We start from the raw sequence: 24,543 nt of genomic DNA, 5'->3' as shown, positions 1-24,543 counted from the left end.
ATTTTACGTGTTATCTGCGCTGAATTTCATCAGTTTCGACCAAGATAAGCAACGAGGCGCTACCACCCCAAGCTTTGGGGGCTTGATGAAAAGCAGTGATATTAGGGTGTTGAGCAAGCCAAAGGGGAATCTGTTGTTTTAAAATGTGTTTTCCGTGGCCATGCATAATACAGGCACAATGGATATTATCTCTATAGCAAGCAGCGATTAGAGCTCCAATTTCTTGTTTAGCTTGTCGTTGGGATAAGCCATGTAAATCGAGAAATAGTTCGGGAATATAATCATTCTGACGTAACTTTTTTAATTCATAGGGATTAATATCGGGTCGTAAATATCGAATCGGTCCATCCGCTTCTATCACCGGTTGATACTCATCTGAAAAGTAATAACTAGCATTGACTTGTTCTTGGAGCAAACGTTTTGTCACAAGTTGTGATTTTATTCGATGATGTCGTAGTGGTGGATGACTAACAATGTCATGTAATAAAGGTTTAGTCCCTGCATTCGCCTCTTTAAATAGTTTAATTTCCTCAGCACTCAATTTGAACTTATTTCTCATTGTGATTCTATCAATCAGTTAGTCAACAATTATTCTGTTAAGTTTATCTTAATTTTCCTGCTATTACCTTCCTTATAAGCAGCAAACTTTATAAGCTATTGTTAGTATTCTAATGTCAATTAATGAGATTGCTATAAAATTCCTTAACAATAAGCTGATTTGTTAAGTAGTTCGTGGCAGACTATCGGGATTAAATATATGAACTTTGTATTGGCTAGGAGGCGTTTTGGACAAGATTTTTGTTGATGAAGCGGTTGCGGAACTACATACCATCCAAGATATGTTGCGTTGGGTAATTAGTCGGTTTAATGCAGCAAATATTTATTACGGTCATGGAACAGATAATTGTTGGGATGAAGCTTTACAACTTGTTTTGCCATCACTTTTTTTGCCCTTAGATATCCCTCAACAATTATGGGCTTCTCGTCTGACTTTAAGTGAATGTCATCGTATCGTTGAGCGGGTGTTACGCCGTGTTAATGAACATATCCCTGTTGCTTATTTAACCAATAAAGCCTGGTTTTGCGGACATGAATTTTATGTTGATGAACGCGTTTTGATCCCACGTTCTCCTATAGGAGAACTGATTAATAAGCATTTTGCCGGCATCATTGATTATGAACCTGTAACTATTTTAGATATGTGCACGGGTAGTGGATGTATTGCTATTGCCTGTGCCTATCAATTTCCGCAAGCGCAAATTGATGCGGTTGATATTTCTGCTGATGCATTGGCGGTAGCTGAACAAAATATTGCCGTTCATGGGTTCTCTGAACTGATAGTACCTATTCGTTCAGACTTGTTTTTGAATATGCCTATGATTAAATATGATTTAATGGTTACTAATCCACCGTATGTGGATGCTGAAGATATGTCTGATTTACCAGCTGAATATCTGGTAGAGCCTAAATTAGCCCTTGCAGCGGGCTCTGATGGTTTAAAACTTGTCAGAAGAATTCTAGCTAATGCTCCACGTTTCCTAACGGACAATGGGGTGCTTATTTGTGAAGTTGGTAATAGTATGTTACACCTTATTGAGCAATATCCAGATATTCCTTTTACTTGGTTGAAGTTCGAACAGCGGGGCGATGGTGTATTCATGCTAACGCAGAAACAACTTATTGAACATCAAGAAAAATTTAAATTATTTATCGATTAACGGGTAATGACATTTTTTCATACAATAAAATAATTTATTTATTTATTAATTATTGTAATGAATGAGAAAAAGAGGAAACAAAGGGATGGCAGGAAATTCGATTGGACAGCTTTTTCGTGTTACCACTTTTGGTGAATCGCATTGTCTGGCGTTAGGCTGCATTGTTGATGGCGTTCCGCCTGGTATGGCATTATCAGAAAAAGATCTGCAAACCGACTTAGATCGTCGTCGGCCTGGCACTTCTCGTTATACAACTCAACGGCGTGAACTTGATCAGGTTAAAATTTTATCCGGCGTTTTTAATGGCATAACGACAGGAACACCCATTGGTTTGTTGATTGAAAATCAGGATCAACGGCCGCAGGATTATAGTGAGATCAAAGATATTTTTCGTCCTGGGCATGCAGATTATACCTATCAACAAAAATATGGTTTACGTGACTATCGTGGTGGTGGGCGATCTTCAGCGCGTGAAACGGCGATGAGTGTTGCTGCCGGCGCGATCGCAAAAAAATATTTGCAACAAAAACTAGGTATAACCGTTCGGGCTTACTTAAGTCAAATGGGAGATATTTGTTGTGAATTAAAGGATTGGGATTTGGTTGAACAGAATCCTTTCTTTTGTCCTGATGCAACAAAATTGGAGGCAATTGACGCTTTATTACGTTCATTGAAAAAAGAAGGTAATTCTATTGGTACTAAAGTAACCGTCATTGCTGAACATGTCCCGGCTGGATTAGGTGAACCTGTTTTTGATCGATTGGATGCGGATATTGCCCATGCAATGATGAGTATTAATGCAGTTAAAGGGGTTGAAATTGGTGCAGGTTTTAAGGTGGTTACATTAAAAGGGAGTGAAAATCGGGATGAAATAACCCGTGATGGATTTGTCAGTAATCATGCCGGTGGCATCTTAGGTGGCATAAGTAGTAGTCAACCGATTATAGCCCATTTAGCCTTAAAACCAACTTCGAGTATTAGCATACCGGGTAGAACGATTAATTGGCAAGGTGATGAGGTCGAAGTAGTTACAAAAGGACGTCATGATCCCTGTGTTGGTATCCGAGCGGTACCGATAGCAGAAGCGATGATGGCAATCGTGCTTATCGATCATTTTTTACGTCATCGGGCTCAATGTGGTGAATTAGCTTTTAATCGTATGATATAAATATTAATGAAAGAACATAAATTATAATCATCTAATTAACATTTTTAGTATTTGTTTTGAGAAAGAGTATCGCACACGTTTAATTAAAGGAGATGATGAACCTATCTATCTACCTGCAGATGATAAGATACCGTATCATCGGATTATTTTTGCTCGCGGCTTTTATGCTAGTGCTTTACACGAAATTTCCCACTGGTGTATTGCCGAAGAAACTAGACGTCAACAAATAGATTTTGGTTATTGGTATTATCCAGATGGGCGAAATGAGCAAACACAAAGCGCTTTTGAGAATGTTGAAGTCAAACCGCAAGCACTTGAATGGATGTTTTGTGTGGCGTCAGACTTTCCCTTTAATGTTAGTTGCGATAATTTGGCCGCTAATTTTGAGCCAGGCCGGCATGCTTTTCAGCGTAAAGTCTATCGGCAGGTGCTGAACTACCTTACAAATGGTATTCCAGCCAGAGCTGAGAGATTTATTCAAGCTCTACAGTTGTTTTATAATATGCCTCCCTTGGTGAAGAAAAATTTTATTTACCCCGAAGAGCCGTAAAAAATTTAGTTAGTATAAAGGCACAAAAGCATGCTTGCGGAATTGGAAACACGTATTTTAACGCAAATTGATAATAATGTTGATGATGCTAGTTAAGATGAACTTTTTGCTGGCGGTTATTTACGTGGACATTAGCCATTGCTGAATTAGAAACTGAAAATAAAAATAATATTGAAGCGCTTTCTGAGCGTGTCGAAGCGAGTGTTGACAAAGCAATTAAGGCGGGTGAATTAAGTCCCCCTGATCAACGATTGATATTAAATACTTGGAGGATGTTGTTAGAAAATGCCGCTCGATAAGCAAAAAAGCAAATAAATTTAAACAACGTATTGTTGCACTTTTTTAAAATGGGGTAACGATGTTGATAAGATTGGCAGTATCCGATGAAGCAGAAAAGTTAGTCAATATTGAACGTTCTGCAGCAGCCATATTCCGTCAAATTCCAGCGCTTGCTTGGGTTGCTGATGCACAAAGCAAATCTGTTAACCAACATTTAGAATTTATTGTTGATGATGATTGTTGGGTGGCAGTTGAGCAGTAGCTTCTTGGTTTCATTGAGGTTGAAGTAATGGAACAAGCTTTGCATATTTGGGAATTATCTGTTGATAGCCGATGGCAGAGAAAAGGAATTGGTAAGGCTTTACTGCAAAAAGTTATTATACAAGCAAAACAACTAAACTGTGATCATGTTACTTTAACCACTTTTTGTGATGTTTCTTGGAATGGTGTTTATTATCAGAAATTGGGCTTCACAATTATTTCGGTTGAAAAGTTAACTCTGTCACTACAAGCTATCTTAAAAAAAGAGGTGGCTTATGGATTTACTGCATCCTAACGTTGTGCAATTCAGTACATCCTTTAATGGAGATTAAATTTTTTTTTTTTTTTTTGCTAGAAAGCTAATTATCCAGTTTAACCGCCCGGCCTTGTAATAATTTTCTGATCCAAAAACGGTTAGGATTGAGATTTGCCAATATATCATCGTCAAAAGGCAATGGTTCAGCAAAAATTTGACTGCAAAGTAGCTCTGCGCAAATTGGCGCACTACATAATCCTCTTGCGCCTAATGCGCCAATAACAAATAGATTGGGGCTTGCAAAATATGCTGTTGCTCACTGAGCTGTTTATCTAGCTGTGCATATTGAAGAATAAGTTGATCAACATCGGTAGATGATCAGGTGTAACACAGCGGATGCTTTGGCGTGATGCATTTTGGCTGATATCAATTTCTTTTGTCCATCCAACATCAGGCAAACAGGTTAATAAACGAGCATGGTTTTCTTGTTGCTCCAATTTGGAATATTTTATCGTGAGTTGATGACGTTTATAGCTATCGCCTAAACAATGATATTGATGATGAGTGGGTGTTATATATCCGGCATAACAGAGTGTTGTTTGCAGTTGCTTGAGTATCGGTGTGGTCGGAATATGACTCATTTGCCCGCGAACAGCACTAACGGGTAATTTTTCCGTTTGAGAAAATAAAGGCAGTTGATGACCATTAGCGATAATGACGGTTTTATGGGTTATTTGTCGTTGCATATCTCCTTGTTTAAATAGCAACTTCCAGCCAGCGGCACTATTTTCAAGCTGAATAAGACGATGATTAAAATGACTTATTAAACCTTGTTGTTGCCCATATTGCCAACTATTGGATGTTAGCTCAGCTGGACATAACCAGCCAACAGCTGGATAGTAGATGCCATCATGGTTAACATCAACACCATAAATGGTTTGTAATGTTTGTCGAGTTTCATGGTGTGGAAAATCAGCTGGTCAATTTTTTGTTAATATTTGATTGATTTTTTGTCGGCTTTTTACGTCATAAGCTAACTGTACTAAACCGTTGATTTTTTTACTTGAAAACCGGCTTTTTCTAATCCAGGGCGAACGATACCGGCAGAAGTAAAGGTAGCAAAAGTACAACCATCACGTCCCCAATTTGCCATTGTAGTGAACAGTTGTTCACTACACATTTGAGTTTTTTATCTGGAGCAAAACCGTCTAAAAACCAACTATCTATTTTGTTGAAAAAATTAGATTTTAATTGAGGTAATTGTATATTTATATCGCCAAAATAGAGATCGAGAATAATTGCCCCATTTTCCATAACTATTCTATGACAACCTGGTAACGACTGAGGCCATTGTTGACAAATTTGTTTAGAAAAAATGGCGAGTTCAGGCCAACATTGATGAACTCTTAGCAAATCAGTAATGGACAAAGGATATTTTTCAAAACTGATATAGTGTAAAAGTTGTAACTGGTTGTTAGGCGCTTGTTGGCGAAACTGAGTAAATAACTGACAGACTGCCATAAAGTTTAGCCCAGTACCAAAACCAGTCTCTGCAATAACATATTGTTTTGCTGAGTGAGAAAAAAGCGATTTGGTAACTGATTACCGGCTAAGAACACATAACGCGATTCTTCTAAACCATTTTGATTAGAATAATAGACATCACCAAAATGTTCAGAGATAGGGATATATTGCTCGTTCCAGCTTAATTTAGCTTGTCTGATCTCATTTGTATTCATAAAATTATCTGCAATATTATTAAATAATCAGCCAATTTTAACGAATTTAACCTGAGTGCGCTAGCTATCGCAAAATATAAAAGTTAGCCAAGATAATATTTTCTACAAAATTTTACCTGATCGGGCTTGTTCAGCTTACAAGTGTAAGCTAAAGTAACAGACTAAGCTCTCAGTAAATGAATTTCGACTATGAGGTAATATAAGCAATGAAACGTGCAGTCATCACTGGTCTGGGCATTGTCTCCAGCATAGGTAACAACCAGCAAGAGGTACTGGCTTCCCTGAAAGCGGGTCGTTCTGGCATCAGGTTTTCAGAAGAATTTAAAGAAATGGGTTTACGCAGCCATGTCTGGGGTAATATTCAGCTGACGGAAGATGATATTAAACAAAAGATTGACCGCAAAATTCTTCGTTTTATGAGTGATTGTTCTATTTATGCCTACTTGGCGATGGAAGAGGCAATTCAAGACGCTAAACTGACAGAAGAGCAGATCTCAAATATTCGTACCGGTTTAGTTGCTGGTTCTGGTGGCGGTTCGCCCCGTAATCAAGTGGCTGGTTCTGATGGTATGCGTGCCAAAGGATTGCGTGGTGTTGGTCCTTATATGGTGACCAAAGCAATGGCTTCTGGTGTTTCAGCTTGTTTAGCCACACCGTTTAAAATTAAGGGCGTTAATTATTCTATTAGCTCTGCTTGCTCAACTTCAGCCCACTGTATTGGCCATGCAGTTGAATTGATCCAATTAGGTAAACAGGATGTTGTTTTTGCTGGTGGAGGTGAAGAACTAAGCTGGGAATTAACCTGTGAATTTGATGCAATGAGAGGATTATCTACCAAATATAATGCAACCCCAGAAAAAGCTTCTCGTACCTATGATCAGGATCGGGATGGTTTTGTGATCGCTGGTGGTGGCGGTATCGTTGTTGTGGAAGAGTTAGAGCATGCTTTGGCACGTGGCGCACATATTTACGCTGAAATTGTTGGTTATGGAGCGACTTCAGACGGTTATGATATGGTTGTTCCTTCAGGTGAGGGTGCGGTGCGGTGTATGAAAATGGCATTGGCAGATGTCGAACAGGTTGATTATATCAATACTCATGGAACTTCAACGCCAGTTGGCGATACAAAAGAGCTAGAAGCAATTACTGAAGTGTTTGGTACTAATACGCCAGCGATTTCAGCGACTAAAGCAATGACTGGTCATTCTCTGGGCGCGGCAGGGGTACATGAAGCTATTTATAGTTTGTTAATGTTAGAGCATGGATTTATTGCTCCAAGCATCAATATTGATAATTTGGATGAAAAAGCGCAAGCAATGAATATTATTACGCAACCCACTGATAAGAAATTAAATACTGTAATGTCAAATAGCTTTGGTTTTGGTGGAACTAATGCGTCGTTGGTAATGAGTAAATACCATTCATAATTATTTTACCAAGAAAAACAACAATCTACTGATAATCTATCAGTAGGTTTTTTTATTTTTTTGGTATAATTAATTGATTTAATAAGTTATTGTTCTTTTTTATTAATGTTACAACGGAGATGGTTAAAAAGCTGCGTCAATGGCGCGCGTAATTGCTGCGCTAAAATAACACCGAGTAGCACTCACTATACCACCACCAATTAAATGGTAGCTGTGCATTTTTTCATTTAAAAATAGGCAGCGATAATGGCTGTAAATACCGGTGCCAGATTCATAAATATTGTAGTTGTATTAGCGCCAAGTCGAAATACACCCTGGATCCATAAGTAGGGTGCAATCAGCGAGGCGGCAATGCCGGCAAACAAGATCAAATTAATATTTGCTGCGGTAATTTCTACTGTTTTAGCCAGTAAAAAATTAGGCAATAGTAGGATCACCGCAAAGCTAATTTGGATATAAAGTGATTGCCAATTGGGTAATGGGGTTGCCCAATGCTTGGTTAATACACCATATAGAGAATAAGAGAGAGCAGCGATAAACATGAGTAATTGCCCGCTATTCATTTCCTGCATAAAAAATATCATTGGATCACCTTGACTGATAAGCCAGATAAGCCCAATTAAGGATAAGAGGGTACCGATTACAATACCAATAGTAGGAATAGTGCGTAGCACAAGAATACTGAGTATCACCGTTAACAAAGGAATAACCGAATTTAATACTCCCATAAAGGTTGCGCTGACCGTGTGTGAAGCATAATAAGCCAAACTTTGGTAAAGCACCATGCCAAGTGCCCTTAAAATAAAAAGTTTCCAGCCATATTGCATCACTACTGCGCGATTTTTAACTATCCCTTTGATCATAAAAGGGGTAAGTAATAAAAACGCCAATAACCAGCGATAAAAGGAAATAGCCGCAGGGTCAATGACATTTGCAGCTGCTTTACTTACGACTGCATTAATTGATCATAATAAAACTGCAAAAAGGGGGAAAAAGAAAATTTTTCATTATTTAGTCATATCTATCATTTGGTAATAATTTTGCTATTTTAGCATTGTCTGATTTATTACATATATTTATAATAAGACAAACGATCCGTTCTTTCTGCCAATATTACTGTGATGGAAAAAATCAAATATATACTTGAACCAAATATTATTGAGCCAGAATCCATAGTTTTTCGTAATAATGAATTGTTAGGTGATACTGAGTGTAAATTACATCGCCATAACTTTGGCCAATTAATTGATGTGGTTAAAGGTATTATAGAGATGCAAGTTGCTGCTCAACATTATATTGCTCCGCCGGAATTTTGTATCTGGATCCCAAGCGGTGTTGAACATGCCACTTACAACAAAAAAAGTGTTAAGTTTAATATATTAGATATTTCTCAGACACTTAGTCATGTTCTGTGTAAAAAACCGTGTATTATTCGTCAAACAGCTATTTTTCATACCATATTATTAGATTTTTATACACGTCAGATAAGCCAACCTAACACCGTAGAAGATATGCGCTTAGCCAATATTTTGATTGATCAATTAAAACGTTCACCTATTCAAAAAACCTATTTACCTGCCAGTAAGGATAAATTTTTAGCACTTATTTTAGCGCAATTACAGCAAAATCCAGCCGATAATACCGCTTTAGCTATATGGGCCAAGCGGGTATATACCTCAGAACGTACCTTGTCACGCCGTTGTCAGCAGGAGCTGGGGATGTCATTTAGTGAATGGCGCCAGCGATTACGTTTTTTACATGCCATAATGAAATTAGAACAAGGTAATAGTGTCCATCAGGTGGCTTTTGATGTCGGTTATAGTTCTTCCTCGGCTTTTATTACCATGTTTCAGCAGATTTCAGGCACAACACCAGAACGTTTTCGACAAAAAAGTGACGGTGACTAAACCGGCTGTTAGGATTTATTTCATTAACATGGCAAAATAGCAACTTGTTACCTTATCGAATAGTAAAAAAAGATGGGCTAATTTTGATAAATATAATTGGGCATTAAATAAGTGAAAATATTGGTTGATGAAAATATGCCTTACGCAACACAATTGTTTCAAACAATGGGTGAAGTCAAGGCAGTTTCTGGGCGTTCAATCTCATCGTCAGAGCTAGCAACAGCGGATGCTTTAATGGTGCGTTCTGTTACTCAAGTCAATGAAGCATTACTTAAAGAGAGTAAGGTAAAATTTGTTGGTACTGCAACGGCCGGATTTGATCATGTTGATAGGCAATGGTTAGCGCAAGCGGGCATCGCTTTTTCTGCCTCTCCTGGTTGTAATGCGACAGCGGTGGTAGAGTATGTTTTTTCCGCTTTATTGGTACTGGCTGAACGTGATTGCTTTGATTTGCGAGAAAAAACGGTCGGTATTGTTGGGGTTGGTAATGTTGGCAGTCGTCTTAATGCGCGTTTAAAGGTTTGGGGCGTGAATACGTTACTTTGTGATCCACCTCGTGCAGACGCTGCCAATAATAATGAGCAACTTTGGCCGCTGGAAAAATTAGTTAGTCAGGCGGATATTTTAACTTTTCATACCCCGTTAAATAAATCTGGCCGTTATTCATCTTATCATTTATTAAATGAAGAGTTGCTTGCAGCTATGCCGGCAGGACGTATTTTACTAAATACTAGCCGCGGATCAGTTGTTGATAATCAGGCATTGTTAGCAGCCTTAGAAAATGGTAAGAAAATCGACGTTATATTAGATGTTTGGCAATATGAACCCTCTATTTCCCTACCTTTGTTAGCTAAAACTAGAATTGGCACGCCACATATTGCTGGCTATTCTCTGGAAGGTAAAGCACGCGGTACCAGCCAGATTTTTACCGCATTTAGCCAGTTTTTAGGCCAAGAACAGCAAATTAAACTAGCTGATTTATTACCTAGTGCAGAGTTTAATGAAATTACTTTTAGCGGTGAATTAACGCAGGCAAGTTTAAAACGTTTAGTGCATTTAGTTTATGATGTCCGTCGTGATGATGCGTCATTAAGAAAAATTGCCCAGCTTGCTGGCCAGTTTGATCATCTGCGTAAATATTATCCAGAACGCCGTGAATGGTCATCTCTTAGAGTGAGTTGTAATGATGTTGATGCCGCGAATGCACTAAAAATGCTAGGCTTCAATACCAAATTAATTTGATTAAACATGCTAATGAAATTGGAGAAAACCAACATGACAGAAGGTTGGAATATTGCACTATTAGGTGCTACTGGTGCGGTCGGAGAGGCCGTATTGAGTTTATTACAAGAACGTCAGTTTCCTGTTGGTGAGTTATTTCTATTGGCCAGTGAAAATAATGCGGGAGAAAGCATTCGTTTTAATGGCAAGCAATATACGGTTATTGATGCTCAATTATTTGACTGGACACAGGTGCAATTAGCTTTTTTTGTTGCTGGTAAGGAAGCGTCCGCTCGTTATGCAGAGCAAGCAGCGCAAGATGGTTGTATTGTCATTGATAGTAGTGGTTTATTTGCGCTGGAACCAGATATTCCATTAGTGGTACCGAGTGTTAATCCCCATTTCTTGGCTAATTATCGTAACCGTAATATTATTGCCGTTGCTGATAGCTATGTCAGTCAGTTGTTAGTCGCCGTTAAACCGCTAATTAATGTTGCCGGCATTCATCGTTTAATTTTAACCAATCTGTTTTCAGTTTCGGTGCATGGCAAAAGTGCAGTGGATGAATTTGCGGGTCAAAGTGCCCGATTATTAAACGGTTTACCCGTTGATAATGAACGTTTTATTAAGCAGCTAGCATTTAATCTATTACCATTATTAAGTGATGATGAAGGCTCTGCACCACAGGATCGCAGTCTAGTTGATCAAGTGCGTAAAATTTTACAAAATGATGGGTTATCCATTATTGTCAGTTGCTTACAAGCACCGGTTTTTTATGGCAATGCACAAGTGGTTCATGTGGAAACATTACGTCCAATGACTGTACAAGATGCCTGGCAAGAAATTGCTCAATTTGATGATATTGAGCTAGTTTGCGAAGATGATTTTCCAACTCAAGTAACCGATGCTTCAGGTAGTGATCGATTAAGTATTGGTTGTATGCGTAATGATTATGGTGCACCTGAGATATTACAGTTTTGGTCGGTTGCCGATAATACCCGATTTGGTGGTGCTCGAATGTTAATAGAAACTGCGGAGCGATTAGTGCAGGAGCAATATTATTAATGTTGGAGAAGCAACCCCCTTTGTCGATGGCCAAAATTGCGTTAGGCATTGAGTATGATGGTAGCCATTATTATGGTTGGCAGCGTCAGCAACAGGTAAAAAGTATTCAAGCTTGTTTGGAGTTCGCGCTAACAAAAGTTGCCAATGAATCTATCCATGTTTATTGCGCCGGGCGCACTGATGCAGGTGTGCATGCGACTGGTCAGGTTATCCATTTTGAAACATCTGTCATGCGTAAAGATTCTGCCTGGACGATGGGGCTTAATAGTTACTTACCATCCGACATTGCAGTACAGTGGTGCAAAATTGTTGAGCCAGATTTTCATGCTCGTTTTTCTGCCACTGCGCGTCGATATCGTTATATTATTTGCAATCATCGACTTAGACCTGCGATATTAGCCGCAGGCGTAACGCATTACCATGCCCCCTTAGATGCGCAAAAAATGCATCTTGCCGCTCAGGCATTGGTTGGGGAGCAGGATTTTACTTCATTCAGGGCTATTCAGTGTCAATCTAAATCACCTTGGCGTAATATAAAGCATGTTCATGTCAACCGTTATGGTGACTATATTGTGGTTGATATTAAAGCTAATGCCTTTGTTCATCATATGGTACGCAATATTGTTGGTAGTTTGCTGGCAGTAGGGTGTGGTGATCAGGATATTAGTTGGGTAGCAGAGCTTTTAGCATTGAAAGATAGAACAAAAGCGGCGGCGACTGCAAAAGCAGAGGGGCTCTATTTAGTTGCTGTCGATTATCCGGCAAAATATAAATTACCTACAACGATCGTAGGACCGCTTTTTTTACCAGAATAATGAATTTAATTTTGCGTTTAATTACACAGCGCTGAAGCTGTCAACTGTTGGATTTTTTATGGAATTTATTACTTTTATTATTGATTTTATTATACACATCGATCTTCATTTAGCTGAGCTGGTTGCTGAATATGGAATTTGGCTATATGCCATTCTATTTTTGATAGTATTTTGTGAAACTGGATTAATTTTTACGCCTTTTTTACCGGGTGACTCCCTATTATTTGTTGCTGGGGCATTAACGGCACTGGAGAGCAATGATCTTAATGTTCATTTAATAGTAGTATTAATAATTATTGCAGCAATTATTGGTGATGCGGTTAATTATATTATTGGTCGTTTATTCGGCGAGCGTCTATTTAGCAATCCTAATTCAAAAATTTTTCGACGGGTTTATTTGGAAAAAACACACCAATTTTATGAAAAACATGGTGTTAAAGCGATTATTTTAACTAGATTTATACCTATCATTAGAACGTTTGCTCCATTTGTCGCAGGGATAGGAAAAATGTCATATCGGCATTTTGCTTTTTATAATGTGGCCGGGGCTTTAATATGGGTTCTATTATTTACTTACGCGGGTTACTTTTTTGGTGATTTGCCAATTGTTCAGCAGAATTTAAAATTATTAATTGTGGCAATTATTTTAATTTCTATTCTGCCGGGTATTATTGAGATTTGGCGTTATCGTCGATCATCAATAAAGAAAAAAACAGGTTGTTAAACCAAAAAAATAGATAGTCATTAGCAGGTTTGATCAGTTTTTTATCCACTATGCTTTGTCATTGTGGTTTAATGATTAACATAATAATGAGACTGATAATGTAATTTCAGACAGAAAGGTCTATTAATGAGCTGGATTGAAAAGATTCTTAATAAAAGCAATATTAGCCAGACCCGTAAAGCGAGTATCCCTGAAGGGGTTTGGACAAAATGTGATAGTTGCGGGCAAGTACTCTATCGCGCTGAATTAGAAAGTAATTTAGCCGTATGTCCAAAATGTGATCATCATATGCGTATTTCGGCCCGTCAACGTCTGGCCTCTTTTCTTGATGAAGGAACCACGGCTGAATTAGGTAGTGAATTAGAGCCGAAAGATATTTTAAAATTTCGTGATTCCAAGAAATATAAAGATCGCATATCAGCAGCACAAAAAGCGACACATGAAAAAGATGCTTTAATAGTGATGAAAGGCTCGCTTAAAGGTATGCCGGTCATTGTAGCCGCTTTTGAATTTGCTTTTATGGGCGGTTCAATGGCTTCAGTTGTTGGTGCACGTTTTGTGCGTGCGGTAGATCAAGCACTGGAAGATAATTGTCCGTTAGTTTGTTTTTCTGCCAGTGGCGGTGCTCGCATGCAAGAAGCATTAATGTCCTTAATGCAAATGGCAAAGACCAGTGCGGCACTGGCGAAGATGCAGGAACGAGGGCTTCCCTATATCTCAGTACTTACCGATCCAACTATGGGCGGTGTATCAGCAAGTTTAGCCATGTTAGGCGATATTAATGTTGCCGAACCTAAAGCGTTAATCGGCTTTGCTGGTCCTCGGGTTATTGAGCAAACGGTACGTGAAAAATTGCCACCAGGTTTTCAGCGCAGTGAATTTCTGATTGAAAAAGGTGCGATTGATATGATTGTCAGACGGCCTGAAATGAGGGATAAATTAGCCGAAATACTGGCAATGCTCACTCATCAAACCGTTCAAGATGCAAGTCAAACTGATGTGATTACCTTAGTTGAGGATGATCTGGATCCACCCTATCGTGAGAAACCCGAAATTGACAACAAATCAGATCAAAAATGAGAAGATATCTGAACCCTTGATGATACCAGGGGTAACCTCTTCTTTAGCTGCCTGGTTAACTTATTTAACCCAGCAACATAGCAAAATTATCGATATGGGGCTTGAGCGGGTTGGTGTCGTTGCTCGACAGCTGGATCTTTCATATCCCGCCCCGAAAGTCGTTACGGTTGCTGGCACTAATGGTAAAGGAACGACTTGCCATACATTGGAATCTATTTTAATCGAAGCAGGATTAAAAGTCGGCGTTTATAGTTCTCCTCACCTGTTAGATTATACTGAGCGCGTTAGGATCCAGGGTAAAATGTTACCTGAAGCTGAGTTTTGTCGGGTTTTTGCCGATATTGAATCGAAACGCGGCACAACAACGCTGACCTATTTTGAATATGGCACCTTAGCTGCTTTACAGTTATTTAAACAAGCTAAACTTGATGTGGTTATTTTAGAAGTTGGTTTGGGTGGACGGTTAGATGCAACCAATATCGTCGATGCGGATATTGCTGCCATCACTAGTATTGCATTGGATCACATTGACTGGCTTGGTGGTGATCGTGAACAGATTGGCTACGAAAAAGCCGGTATTTTTCGCTCAGGGCGCTATGCGGTTGTGGGTGAACCGGATATGCCGCAGTCTATTAATCAAGTGGCTCAAACCTTAGGGGCAAAGTTATTTCGTTGTGGGGTAGATTGGCAATTTGAGCTACAAAATGATCATTGGCATTGGCGATCCCATGATCACGATTTTAAACAGTTACCTGTGCCAAATGTCCCACTGGCCAATGCTGCAACCGCATTGGCAATTATTGATTGTTTAATCAAACAGGGTGATGCCATTGGGCAGGCGATATCATTGTCTGCCATTCGGCAGGGATTGATTAAGGCGAAATTACCAGGTCGTTTTCAAATTATCTGCGAGCAACCTTGTATAATTTTAGATGTTGCGCATAATCCCCATGCGGCAGCTTATTTAGCCGATAGACTAGCTCGCTTACCCAGGCAGAAAAATACTAAAGTTCATGCTGTTGTAGCGATGTTAGCCGATAAAGATATAAAAAGTACTTTATCTTATTTGGCTGCGCAGGTTGATAAATGGTATCTCGCTTCATTAAGTGGGATACGCGGTGCCGATGCAGCGCAATTAGCGCAGTATGTTGAATCGCCATACCAATTTGCGACGGTCAAAGATGCCTGGTTGCAGGCTATGGCCGAGGCTGACAAACAGGACATTGTGTTGGTTTGTGGCTCATTTCATACTGTTGCAGAGGTTATGGAATTGCAGACAAAAGAGGAAAGTTTAAGTGGCCAGTAAGTTTCAAAACCGTTTGGTGGGAACGATTGTTATTGTTGCAGTTGGTGTTATTGTATTACCCATATTATTGGATGGTAATAAGAAATATAATGAGACTGAATTTGCCGCGATCCCTTTGGTGCCTAAAGCCAGCGATGAATATGAAATTGAACCTATTGCGCCGATTAATCCGAAGCCACTAGCGACATCTTCAGCGAGCGCTGCAGAAGCCATGATTTCTGAGGCCACTTTTGATTCGAAGGCCAAATCAGCAGATAGTCTGTCCGCTCAACAACAAGCAAAGTCTAAACCAGCTGTCAAAGTTGAAAAACCCGCGTTAGTGCCAGAACATATCACTAAGTCAAATGAGAAAATTCAAGCACCGCAGGCGCGGGCTTATGTTATTCAGTTGGCAGTACTGAAAAATGCAGCAAAAGTGGAAGAGATTATTGCCAAATTACGTTTATCTGGCTACCAGGTTTATACCGAGCCATCATTACCAATTAATGGTCAATTAACTCGAATTTTTGTTGGCCCAAATGCTTCGAGAGATAAATTGCAATCCAGTTTGTCGGAATTGAAAGATTTAACCGGCTTACAGGGGCAAATACGCGGTTATAACCCGTAAAATGGGTATGTACTAATAGATAAAACATATTGATACTAAACAGTTATATTAATCATTCCTGCGGCGATCATGATTTATCTTTTCGCCGCAATTTATTGCTACTTTTCAGCAAAATATCTAACGCAAACGTTTTCGTTTTCTGCTAGAATGCGTTCGACCATGCTGAATGTTTAATTTTTTGGATTAAAATTATGGTTTGGATTGATTACGCTATTATTGCCATTATTTGCTTTTCGGCCTTGGTTAGTTTAATTCGTGGTTTTGTACGAGAAGCTTTGTCACTTATTACTTGGGGTTGTGCTTTTTTTGTTGCCAGCCAATTTTATCCTTATCTGGCGACTTATCTCACCCGCTTCGATGACACGCTGATTAGAAATGGTATCGCAATTGCCATTTTATTTATCGCCACTTTGATTGTGGGTGCGGTAGTCAATTATGTGATTAGCTCGTTAGTTGAGCGAACAGGATTATCAGGTACTGATCGCGTGCTAGGCGTCTGTTTTGGTGTATTACGCGGTATATTAATTGTGTCGGCAATCCTGTTTTTCCTGGATACTTTTACACCCTTGCCAAAAAATGAAGATTGGCAACGTTCTGAATTGATACCCCAATTTAGTCATATTATTAGATGGTTTTTTGATTATTTAAAAAATGCGTCAAGTTTTTTACCTGAAAATATCACTCCGTTTGGTTGATGAGGAAGAAGTAGATGTGCGGTATTGTCGGTATTGCTGGTTTTACACCAGTTAACCAATCAATTTATGATGCGCTAACAGTGCTTCAACATCGTGGGCAAGATGCTGCAGGTATTGCAACAATTGATGAAAATAAACAATTTCGCCTACGTAAATCGAATGGCTTAGTAAAAGATGTATTTGCTGCCCGCCATATGCTGTGTTTGCGGGGTAAAATGGGCATTGGTCATGTTCGTTATCCAACAGCGGGTAGCTCCAGCGCTTCCGAAGCGCAACCTTTTTATGTTAATTCTCCTTTTGGTATTACATTGACCCATAATGGTAATTTGACCAATGCACATGAATTAAGAAAAACGTTATTTGAAACGGCCCGTCGGCATGTAAATACTTCTTCAGATTCAGAAATCTTGCTCAATGTGCTTGCCCATGAATTGGATCAATTTGATCATTTTCCGCTGACTGCAGAAGATATTTTTACCGCTATTGCTGCGATGCATAACAAAGTTCGTGGCGCTTATGCTTGTGTTGCAATGATTATTGGCCATGGTTTAGTGGCGTTTCGTGACCCATTTGGTATCCGCCCTCTGGTGCTGGGTAAGCGCACATTGGAAGACGGTCAAAATGAGTACATGGTTGCTTCGGAAAGTGTCGCTTTAGATACCGTTGGTTTTGAGTTCTTGCGTGATGTCGCGCCTGGTGAAGCGATTTATATTACTGAACAGGGAGAGCGTTATAGTCGGCAATGTGCAGAAAATCCACAATTAACCCCTTGTCTGTTTGAGTTTGTATATTTAGCCAGACCAGATTCTTTTATCGATAAAATATCGGTTAATAAAGCTCGGTTGCGGATGGGGCAAAAATTGGGCGCCAAAATTGCCCGTCAATGGCAGGATTTAGAGATTGATGTTGTGATCCCGATCCCTGAAACATCTTGTGATAGCGCACTGGAAATAGCTTATATTTTGGGTAAACCCTATCGCCAAGGTTTTGTTAAAAATCGTTATGTGGGACGCACTTTTATCATGCCGGGACAGCAGGAGAGACGCAAGTCGGTACGTCGTAAACTGAATGTCAATCGAGCCGAATTCCGTGGTAAAAATGTTTTATTAGTCGATGACTCTATTGTGCGCGGAACAACCTCTGAACAAATTGTTGAGTTAGCACGCGAAGCTGGGGCCAAAAAGGTCTATTTTGCTTCGGCATCACCAGAAGTTCGTTTTCCGAATGTTTATGGTATTGATATGCCGTCCGCTAATGAATTGATTGCCCATGGGCGTGAAGTGGATGAAATTCGTCAACTTATCGGTGCTGATGATTTAATTTTTCAGGATCTTACTGATCTGATTGCCGCAGTCAGGGAGGAAAATCCCGATATCACCACTTTCGAGTGTTCGGTTTTTAATGGGGTTTATGTTACCAAGGATATTGATCAAGCTTACTTGGATTATCTGGAAAATCTGCGTAAGGACGATCAGTTAAAAGAACATAATGAAATTGAAAATTTGGAAATTTACAACGAAGGTTAACTTTTTGTTATCGTTTGAATTAAGTTAGACTTTAACGGATATCGTTAAGCTGACAATACTGAAATCTATTTTATCGTTATTATTGAGCAAAAATGATGCAGAGAATAATTATCGGATTGACAGGCGCTAGTGGTGCAATTTACGGTATTCGTTTACTTGAAGTTTTACGTTCTGTTGCTGAGGTTGAAACACATTTAATTGTCAGTGCAGCAGCTAAGCAGACTATAGCGCTGGAGACCTCTTATCGCCTACGCGATATTCAAGCATTGGCTGATGTTGTCTATGAAGATAGATACATTGATGCGGCGATTTCTTCTGGTTCATTTATTACTTCCGGTATGATTATTATGCCGTGTTCAATAAAAACGTTATCTGGTATTGCCAATAGTTATAACGATACATTAATTACGCGGGCGGCTGATGTGGTTTTAAAAGAGAAGCGTAAATTAATCTTGGGTGTCAGGGAAACACCTTTGCACCTAGGCCATTTGAGATTAATGATGAATGTCATAGATATTGGCGCGATAATTTTTCCACCGATGCCGGCCTTTTATCATCAGCCAGAAACCGTACAGGACATTGTCGATCAAACTGTCAATCGAATATTAGATCAATATGGTATCACCTTACCACAAACCTTATTTACTCGTTGGCAAGGTGTTAAGTAATGGTCTCTTGCGACGTAGTTAACAGTAATGACTCTAATGCTTCTTTTAATTCAATATAGTGAAATTTAAATCCAGCTTCTTCAAGACGCTTTGGAATCGCTTGTTGCCCACCTAACATTAATGCTGCAGATTCGCCCATAATCGATTTAATAACAAATTCTGGCGTTCTAATCACTGCCGGACGATTAAGTACTTCGGCGAGTATTGCACTGAACTGATCATTATGCACAGGGTAGGGTGAAGTAATATTAAACGCACCGGATAATGAAGGTGACTCAAGCAGGTAATTAATCGCATTGACGACGTCATCAATATGGATCCAGGGAATATATTGTTTGCCTTTGCCGATTGGCCCGCCTAATCCGGCTTTAAATATCGGTAATAATTTCTTCAGTACACCGCCTTCTTTCGCCAGTACCACTCCGTTTCGTAGCAAACAAACGTGTGTTTTATCACTTTCTGCTTCTAATGCCAATGATTCCCATTTTTGGCATAGTTGGTGAGTGAATTCGGTATGTGGCATATCGGATTCAGTGACAACGCTTTGTCCCTGATCACCATAATAGCCAACGGCTGAACCAGAAATAAATGTTTTTGGTGGTTTTTTACTGTCTTTGATTAGTTGGCTTAAGCGTTCTGTCATTTTCCAGCGGCTTTCACACAGAATTATTTTTTGTTCCTTAGTCCATGGTTTATTTGCAATAGGTTCACCGGCAAGATTAATAATGGCATCGAAACCATCAAGATTATTAATCTCATTTAAGCTTGTCAGACAATCAACATGTCGACCAAATAGGGTGTAAACTTTTTGGCATGATCGACTCAATACGGTGATAGTATGGGAATGTATAACCAGTTGTTGAACAAGTTTTGAGCCAATTAAGCCGGTACTGCCAGTAATAAAAATCCGCATTCTCACTCCGTGGTTTTCAATAATGATATAAGTAATTATAGTATTGATATTTAAAGAAACAGCAGATCATTAGACTGTGAGTAGAATCAATAAACTGGCCAGTAAAATTGTCGCCGATTTGTTGTTTAAAAAATTTCATTAAATATGGCTAATTGATGTTATTTAACACTTTAAATGTTAATGTTTGGTTAGCTTATTGATTAATTAAAACTAAAAAATGAAATAGTGAGTTATATAATAATCATGTATTCATATTTCTTGTAAGGCTGTTAAATCAATGCTAAAAATCATATTAGCTAAGCTTATTTATTTTAATTTTTTATGAAAAGAGATTTATATTCATCAATAAATTAATTGTAACAATAAGTTGTTATTTTACAGATTGTTAATATATTAAAATTAAAGGTAGGATAATAGCAATATTTTATTAATTATTGTTGATATTAGTTGTTATTTATAAAAAAACCAGACGCTAGATAAAAGTAATTAATATGAAAATGGCTAATATATATCAGTAAATTTTTATCGTTTTATTTAGCTGCTAAAATTAGTATATCTTGTTTTTATATTTTGCTAACTTGATACTTATTATCATTTTTGCTTTATATTATAAAAAGAATTGATGTGATTTTATGAGTAATTTAACTGTTAATTTCAACTATCCCTAGGTTCGGCGTAAAGCCTTTTGTATCTGCTAATAACAGGCTATGCTTATTTAAGCTGTAGTAAAAAACAGGGTGTAAAAAGTGCGCCAATGGCTATCTAATTAAGACTTAATTTGCATCAGCAAGTAACTGAGTTTAGACTCAAGTAAACAGATTGATGACCGCTTAAAAATGAGAAAGGTTCAAGATGGGACGAGTAATAAGCGAAGTAGTCAATGCAGAATGGGTTGATATTGTTGACGATAAAAATAAAGTGATTGTTCAGGCGACACGCCAGCAGATGAGAGCAGAGAATTTGTGTCATCGTGCAGCTTATATTATTGTGCATGATGGTATGGGTAAAATTTTGATCCAATGTCGTACTGAAATGAAGGATATTTATCCTGGTTTACTTGATGCAACCGCTGGCGGTGTTGTTACCAGTGGTGAAGGTATGCTGGCAGCAGCCAGGCGAGAGGCAGAAGAAGAGTTGGGGATTGCCGATGTACCTTTTGCAGAGCATGGGCTTTTTTATTATGAAACAACACAATGTCGGGTGTGGGGTGGTTTGTTTAGCTGTGTCAGTCATGGCCCGTTTGCATTACAGGAAGCGGAAGTGGAATCGGTTTTTTGGTTGACGCCAGACGAGATTAATGCCCGTCGTCATGAATTTACCCCTGATTCACTGAAAGCCTTGTCACTTTGGTTAACCCGCAATAATAATGAATCGCAAAAAACCAAGTTATGCCAGAAAGTTGATTAGCTATTTTATTAGCAAATCATTATTGTTGGTTACAAGCTAAAATACATAAAATTTTGTCATTTAAGGCTAGTATTAGCATAATATTTATTTAGATGTGACTGATAAAGCCGATATTAATAAAATATCCTTTGATGCAATGAAATTGCACCAAGGGTTTTAATTGATTAGTTAAATTTTTTAACTACGTCAAGCTCAAGGAATAATCTCACCATAAATATATTTTTTAATATAATGATCTATTTTATGTGCTCTGTATAACGTCTGATATTGACGAGAATTTTCTATTTTTTGTGATACATGAAACTTACTGTCAAAATTTGAACTAATAAATCTGGCTTTGTCAAATTCATCACTGGCCACTACATCTTTAATGACGAATTTCGTATTGGGTGCAAAAAGCACTTCATCTTCGCCTGGAAAGCTGGCTGATGGCGCAATCCAGCGACCATCAGCCACATCGTGAGCTTGCAAAATTAAAAGATAGGTGTTCAAAAATGGTCTGCCAACGGTTGTGCTGGTATAACTTTTCTGTTCAATAACACTACCAATGGTGGTATATTGGGTTTCATCCTGTGCACCGACTGGGTAATCAAAATCTACTCCGCGAAAAACCACGTTGCCAAAATTTTCATTTGATGGATGTTTTTTTCGGGAAGATTCGAGAGTGGTATTAAATTTTGCTACTCCGGTTTCCAGTGACTCTTTGCCGATAAAACCGATTTTTAAGAATTTATTTTTGTTAAGTACTTTTTGTAGCTTTTTACTTTCGCCTGACTCTAAAATTCCTCTGGCATACTGATTGATGAGGGTATAACTATGAGTTGTATATAGTTTTACGGCTGATACTTCTTGAGCTGTTAATCCCAGTTCCTCAGATGACGGCAGTGGTGGTAATATTCTATTTTGCTTATTATTAGGTAAAGAGAAGATCCGTGCAGCTTCCTGATGTCCATGTTCACGAAAGATAGATACAGTTTTTTCTAGCTGCATTTGATAAGTAGGCGCCATGCCCTCAATATCATGCAGTGTCACTGGATTATTTCTGACCATCCGGTATAGATTTAAGCCATCTACTGTTTCTGTTGGATCAGCACTTAACCATCGGCCCGCCCATGGTTGGTAATAGCGATAACCATAGTAGTATAATCCTGTTGCATCACGTTCCTTGCCTGAGTAGCGAATAATTTTGTAGTCTGCCTCAATTTGATTAAAGGGGCGCAATGGATAATTTATCTTGATTATTTGGATTATCAGGCATTTTAAACTCCCATAAGGCCCTAAACAGGGCCTAACGAAATTAATTAAACGATACAAAATAGTGATTAACCGTTATCACGGATGGTGTAGCGAATATGCAAGATGATATCGGTTAAACTACTTAATAAGGCTTTTTGTTTTTCGGGCGCATTCGGGAATTGTAAAGTTAATCCTCCTTGATCTTCGATTGGGATCCCCTCAAAAGGCAGCTATTTACTGCCGTTAAAATCAAGTTGGAATTGGCCACTATCATTAACACCGCGAGAAATAGCGATGGCTTTACAGCCATTAGTCAGTTGTAAATTACCTGTGTATTCCAGCACGGCTTGAATATCTTGATAGGGGCCAAACAGAGCGGGTAACGACACACTAATTTGTTTGATGCGTCGCACGTTGCCAAGCTTGAGATTAGTGGGGTAATCTTCCGGCAGTTTTAATGGTGGCAGGTAAGGTTTTTTGCTCCAGACTGACTTTATTATCGTCATTGCCGATAGGGCCGCTACTTTCGCCATTGATCAGTTTTCGAATGGTGTCTCGTAAATCAAACCCGTTGGGCATATGCTGATAGAATTCAGCCAAAGACACGGTACGATCAACATCGAGTGCTCTGGCTTCCCATTTCAGGTAAGCTTCTTCCATGGTAACCAAATTGAGCATTAAGGCTTCACCACACAATAAGCCGGCGTAAGTACTTTGCCAGGCGCCGGGTTTAATAAATTGGGTTGATTTATTGGTTTCCGAATGGAATGAGCTTTCGGTGCGTAGACAGCGAGCAATAACTAAATCATAGAATTGGAAATAGATGACAGATAAGCGACCACGTAGCCAGTTATATAAGGCCTCATTAGTGAATTTGTTTTTCAACAAATTAAATTGATCTAGGGTGTTGGTTTGCTGAGTTTCTAGATAACTATATTGTTGATTAGCTGCGGTGATGCGTTTTCCTAGAGCGGCTAACTGGGCGGTTAGCTGTTGTTCTTCTTAGTCAGCAGTTTGATACATCTGCTGCCAATCTTCACGAGGGCGACGGTATATCTCTGATTGCGAGGTTTTATCGGCACTGGTTATGATGCCACTGATGGCAGTTTCAATGCCTAATGCGATAGCGCTAGGAACAGCACCATATTGCATGCTGCCAACGGCTAAGCCAAAGATATTAGGCGCCAGATTAGCTAACGTCGCGGCCATATATAGAGAGAGAGGTTTGGTGGTGGTCATTAAAGTATCGGCCGCTATGTGTAAATCGATAACTTTTTGTTCACCCTCATTGAGATTCTGATCATACAGCGCTTTATAGTGTTCTTTGCGCTGTTTTGCTGAGGTAATTGAAATTTGCAGGGCCTTTTGTTCCTCGCTTAACTCCTCTTGGGTGGTTTTTTGCATTACTAGGCTGTGCTTAGACAAGGCTAAGCCTTGAGTATGTAGCAGCATCGCCATTTTTTCTGCATCTTGCCGTTCAATGATACCGAGGAAGGTATTACCGTACTGGGTAAGTTGTGCCACCACCCCTTTGGCATTTTCTAGTGTTTGTGGGAAACGATATAAGCCCAAGGTAATATCAGTCGGCAGTGGGATACCACCTTGAGCATTAGCCACTGCAGCACTTAATAAATCTGCTGGATTAGCTGGTGTGGAAAATAAGGGTAAAGAGAGTGGTTTACCATCAATGGTGAGATTATGACGTAAGTTATACAGCTTTTGTGTTAGATCTAGGCGTTGCTCTTGCCACTTACTATTTTTTTCTGGTTTAAATATTTTGTGTTCTTCTGATTTGGCGGCATCTTTCAAGGTTGGATTTTGCCAGCTTGTTGGTAAAGAAAGTTCATCTTCACCCATTAGTTCCAGCGCTTGTAGATACCACATTTTTGCTTCCGCTAAGGTATCCCGCTCTAATTGACGATAATCCTGATCACCGCGGGCAATCAGTAACTCTATCATATTCATCAAAGTCGAT

General features: G+C 39.0%; 23 protein-coding genes and 6 pseudogenes. 19 read left to right on the top strand and 10 right to left on the bottom strand.

All coding sequences use genetic code 11. The annotated features are described in order from the left end of the window. Window positions 1-10 precede the first annotated feature (10 nt). Window positions 11-559: an endonuclease SmrB gene (smrB, locus tag AC01GB_RS17700; protein WP_474452894.1), complete on the bottom strand. Its 549-nt coding sequence runs from the start codon at window positions 557-559 to the stop codon at window positions 11-13. A 226-nt stretch (window positions 560-785) separates the two neighbouring features. Here smrB and prmB point away from each other — a divergent pair, with 226 nt between their 5' ends. From prmB to AC01GB_RS17670, 6 genes and pseudogenes are all read left to right on the top strand, one after another. Further along, window positions 786-1,718, top strand: coding sequence for a 50S ribosomal protein L3 N(5)-glutamine methyltransferase (gene prmB, locus AC01GB_RS17695; protein ID WP_474452893.1), 933 nt, complete (start codon window positions 786-788; stop codon window positions 1,716-1,718). A gap of 85 nt (window positions 1,719-1,803) precedes the next feature. After that, window positions 1,804-2,886 (top strand): chorismate synthase, encoded by a 1,083-nt coding sequence (aroC, locus tag AC01GB_RS17690; protein ID WP_474452892.1) that lies wholly within the window; start codon window positions 1,804-1,806, stop codon window positions 2,884-2,886. Window positions 2,887-2,902: 16 nt separating this feature from the next. After that, window positions 2,903-3,436 carry an elongation factor P hydroxylase gene (locus AC01GB_RS17685; protein WP_474452942.1) on the top strand — a complete coding sequence of 178 codons (534 nt, stop codon included), beginning with the start codon at window positions 2,903-2,905 and terminating at the stop codon, window positions 3,434-3,436. A 30-nt stretch (window positions 3,437-3,466) separates the two neighbouring features. Beyond that, a pseudogene (locus AC01GB_RS17680) lies at window positions 3,467-3,735 on the top strand (YfcL family protein). Between the two features lie 59 nt (window positions 3,736-3,794). Beyond that, complete coding sequence (locus AC01GB_RS17675) at window positions 3,795-3,977, top strand: hypothetical protein (RefSeq protein ID WP_474452891.1); 183 nt, start codon at window positions 3,795-3,797, stop codon at window positions 3,975-3,977. 12 nt (window positions 3,978-3,989) lie between these two features. Then, entirely contained in the window at window positions 3,990-4,271 is a 282-nt protein-coding gene (locus tag AC01GB_RS17670; protein WP_474452941.1) for a GNAT family N-acetyltransferase, read from the top strand. 293 nt (window positions 4,272-4,564) lie between these two features. Here the strand turns inward: AC01GB_RS17670 and mnmC1 are convergent. From mnmC1 to AC01GB_RS17655, 3 genes and pseudogenes are all read right to left on the bottom strand, one after another. Next, a pseudogene (gene mnmC1, locus AC01GB_RS17665) lies at window positions 4,565-5,179 on the bottom strand (FAD-dependent 5-carboxymethylaminomethyl-2-thiouridine(34) oxidoreductase MnmC1); the annotation flags it as partial. Window positions 5,180-5,274: 95 nt separating this feature from the next. Next, a pseudogene (locus AC01GB_RS17660) lies at window positions 5,275-5,753 on the bottom strand (MnmC family methyltransferase). 5 nt (window positions 5,754-5,758) lie between these two features. Then, the gene (locus tag AC01GB_RS17655; RefSeq protein WP_474452890.1) at window positions 5,759-5,971 is read right to left on the bottom strand and encodes a hypothetical protein; all 213 of its coding nucleotides are present in this window, start codon (window positions 5,969-5,971) and stop codon (window positions 5,759-5,761) included. Between the two features lie 206 nt (window positions 5,972-6,177). On the opposite strand from AC01GB_RS17655, the gene fabB reads away from it, so the two are divergent. Beyond that, window positions 6,178-7,398, top strand: coding sequence for a beta-ketoacyl-ACP synthase I (fabB, locus tag AC01GB_RS17650; protein WP_474452889.1), 1,221 nt, complete (start codon window positions 6,178-6,180; stop codon window positions 7,396-7,398). Between the two features lie 86 nt (window positions 7,399-7,484). On the opposite strand, the pseudogene AC01GB_RS17645 reads toward fabB, so the two are convergent. Beyond that, window positions 7,485-8,360: pseudogene (locus AC01GB_RS17645) on the bottom strand (DMT family transporter). A gap of 159 nt (window positions 8,361-8,519) precedes the next feature. Between AC01GB_RS17645 and AC01GB_RS17640 the strand changes: the two are divergent. The 11 genes from AC01GB_RS17640 to AC01GB_RS17590 all read left to right on the top strand — a co-directional run bounded on the left by AC01GB_RS17640 (window position 8,520) and on the right by AC01GB_RS17590 (window position 19,012). Continuing rightward, a complete protein-coding gene (locus AC01GB_RS17640) occupies window positions 8,520-9,305 on the top strand; it encodes an AraC family transcriptional regulator (protein WP_474452888.1) in 786 nt (261 codons plus the stop codon). A gap of 111 nt (window positions 9,306-9,416) precedes the next feature. After that, the gene (gene pdxB / locus AC01GB_RS17635) at window positions 9,417-10,547 is read left to right on the top strand and encodes a 4-phosphoerythronate dehydrogenase PdxB (protein ID WP_474452887.1); all 1,131 of its coding nucleotides are present in this window, start codon (window positions 9,417-9,419) and stop codon (window positions 10,545-10,547) included. 33 nt (window positions 10,548-10,580) lie between these two features. Further along, on the top strand, window positions 10,581-11,591 hold the full coding sequence (locus AC01GB_RS17630; protein ID WP_474452886.1) for an aspartate-semialdehyde dehydrogenase: 1,011 nt from the start codon (window positions 10,581-10,583) through the stop codon (window positions 11,589-11,591). Then, window positions 11,591-12,406, top strand: a complete 816-nt coding sequence (gene truA / locus AC01GB_RS17625) for a tRNA pseudouridine(38-40) synthase TruA (protein WP_474452885.1) — start codon at window positions 11,591-11,593, stop codon at window positions 12,404-12,406. Before AC01GB_RS17630 ends, truA begins: the two co-directional genes overlap by 1 nt. A gap of 58 nt (window positions 12,407-12,464) precedes the next feature. Next, window positions 12,465-13,130, top strand: coding sequence for a DedA family protein (locus AC01GB_RS17620; RefSeq protein WP_474452884.1), 666 nt, complete (start codon window positions 12,465-12,467; stop codon window positions 13,128-13,130). Between the two features lie 126 nt (window positions 13,131-13,256). Beyond that, on the top strand, window positions 13,257-14,210 hold the full coding sequence (gene accD, locus AC01GB_RS17615) for an acetyl-CoA carboxylase, carboxyltransferase subunit beta (RefSeq protein ID WP_474452883.1): 954 nt from the start codon (window positions 13,257-13,259) through the stop codon (window positions 14,208-14,210). A 4-nt stretch (window positions 14,211-14,214) separates the two neighbouring features. Continuing rightward, complete coding sequence (folC, locus tag AC01GB_RS17610; protein WP_474452940.1) at window positions 14,215-15,516, top strand: bifunctional tetrahydrofolate synthase/dihydrofolate synthase; 1,302 nt, start codon at window positions 14,215-14,217, stop codon at window positions 15,514-15,516. After that, window positions 15,506-16,123, top strand: a complete 618-nt coding sequence (gene dedD / locus AC01GB_RS17605) for a cell division protein DedD (protein ID WP_474452882.1) — start codon at window positions 15,506-15,508, stop codon at window positions 16,121-16,123. The genes folC and dedD overlap by 11 nt, the downstream gene beginning before the upstream one ends. A 191-nt stretch (window positions 16,124-16,314) precedes the next feature. Further along, the gene (gene cvpA, locus AC01GB_RS17600) at window positions 16,315-16,818 is read left to right on the top strand and encodes a colicin V production protein (RefSeq protein WP_474452881.1); all 504 of its coding nucleotides are present in this window, start codon (window positions 16,315-16,317) and stop codon (window positions 16,816-16,818) included. 14 nt (window positions 16,819-16,832) lie between these two features. Further along, window positions 16,833-18,344 carry an amidophosphoribosyltransferase gene (gene purF, locus AC01GB_RS17595; RefSeq protein ID WP_474452880.1) on the top strand — a complete coding sequence of 504 codons (1,512 nt, stop codon included), beginning with the start codon at window positions 16,833-16,835 and terminating at the stop codon, window positions 18,342-18,344. A gap of 95 nt (window positions 18,345-18,439) precedes the next feature. Continuing rightward, window positions 18,440-19,012, top strand: a complete 573-nt coding sequence (locus AC01GB_RS17590; protein ID WP_474452939.1) for a UbiX family flavin prenyltransferase — start codon at window positions 18,440-18,442, stop codon at window positions 19,010-19,012. On the opposite strand, the gene AC01GB_RS17585 is transcribed toward AC01GB_RS17590, so the two are convergent. After that, complete coding sequence (locus tag AC01GB_RS17585; protein ID WP_474452879.1) at window positions 19,005-19,925, bottom strand: TIGR01777 family oxidoreductase; 921 nt, start codon at window positions 19,923-19,925, stop codon at window positions 19,005-19,007. The two genes, AC01GB_RS17590 and AC01GB_RS17585, sit on opposite strands and share 8 nt — an antisense overlap. A gap of 852 nt (window positions 19,926-20,777) precedes the next feature. Between AC01GB_RS17585 and yfcD the strand changes: the two genes are divergently transcribed. Continuing rightward, a complete protein-coding gene (gene yfcD, locus AC01GB_RS17580; protein ID WP_474452878.1) occupies window positions 20,778-21,332 on the top strand; it encodes an NUDIX hydrolase YfcD in 555 nt (184 codons plus the stop codon). Between the two features lie 192 nt (window positions 21,333-21,524). On the opposite strand, the pseudogene AC01GB_RS17575 reads toward yfcD, so the two are convergent. The 4 genes and pseudogenes from AC01GB_RS17575 to AC01GB_RS17560 form a co-directional block, all read right to left on the bottom strand. Further along, window positions 21,525-22,541 (bottom strand): annotated as a pseudogene (locus AC01GB_RS17575) (RHS repeat-associated core domain-containing protein); the annotation flags it as partial. Between the two features lie 257 nt (window positions 22,542-22,798). Beyond that, entirely contained in the window at window positions 22,799-22,981 is a 183-nt protein-coding gene (locus AC01GB_RS17570) for a Tc toxin subunit A-related protein (protein ID WP_474452877.1), read from the bottom strand. Window positions 22,982-22,997: 16 nt separating this feature from the next. Continuing rightward, window positions 22,998-23,537, bottom strand: a pseudogene (locus AC01GB_RS17565) (Tc toxin subunit A-related protein); the annotation flags it as partial. Window positions 23,538-23,570: 33 nt separating this feature from the next. Then, window positions 23,571-24,533 (bottom strand): hypothetical protein, encoded by a 963-nt coding sequence (locus AC01GB_RS17560; RefSeq protein ID WP_474452876.1) that lies wholly within the window; start codon window positions 24,531-24,533, stop codon window positions 23,571-23,573. Between the last annotated feature and the right edge of the window lie 10 nt (window positions 24,534-24,543).

The sequence above is a fragment of the Candidatus Arsenophonus phytopathogenicus genome, assembly GCF_056113345.1.
The sequence above is the reverse complement of the archived record's forward strand: the minus strand, read 5'-3'. Positions and strand labels throughout refer to the sequence as shown.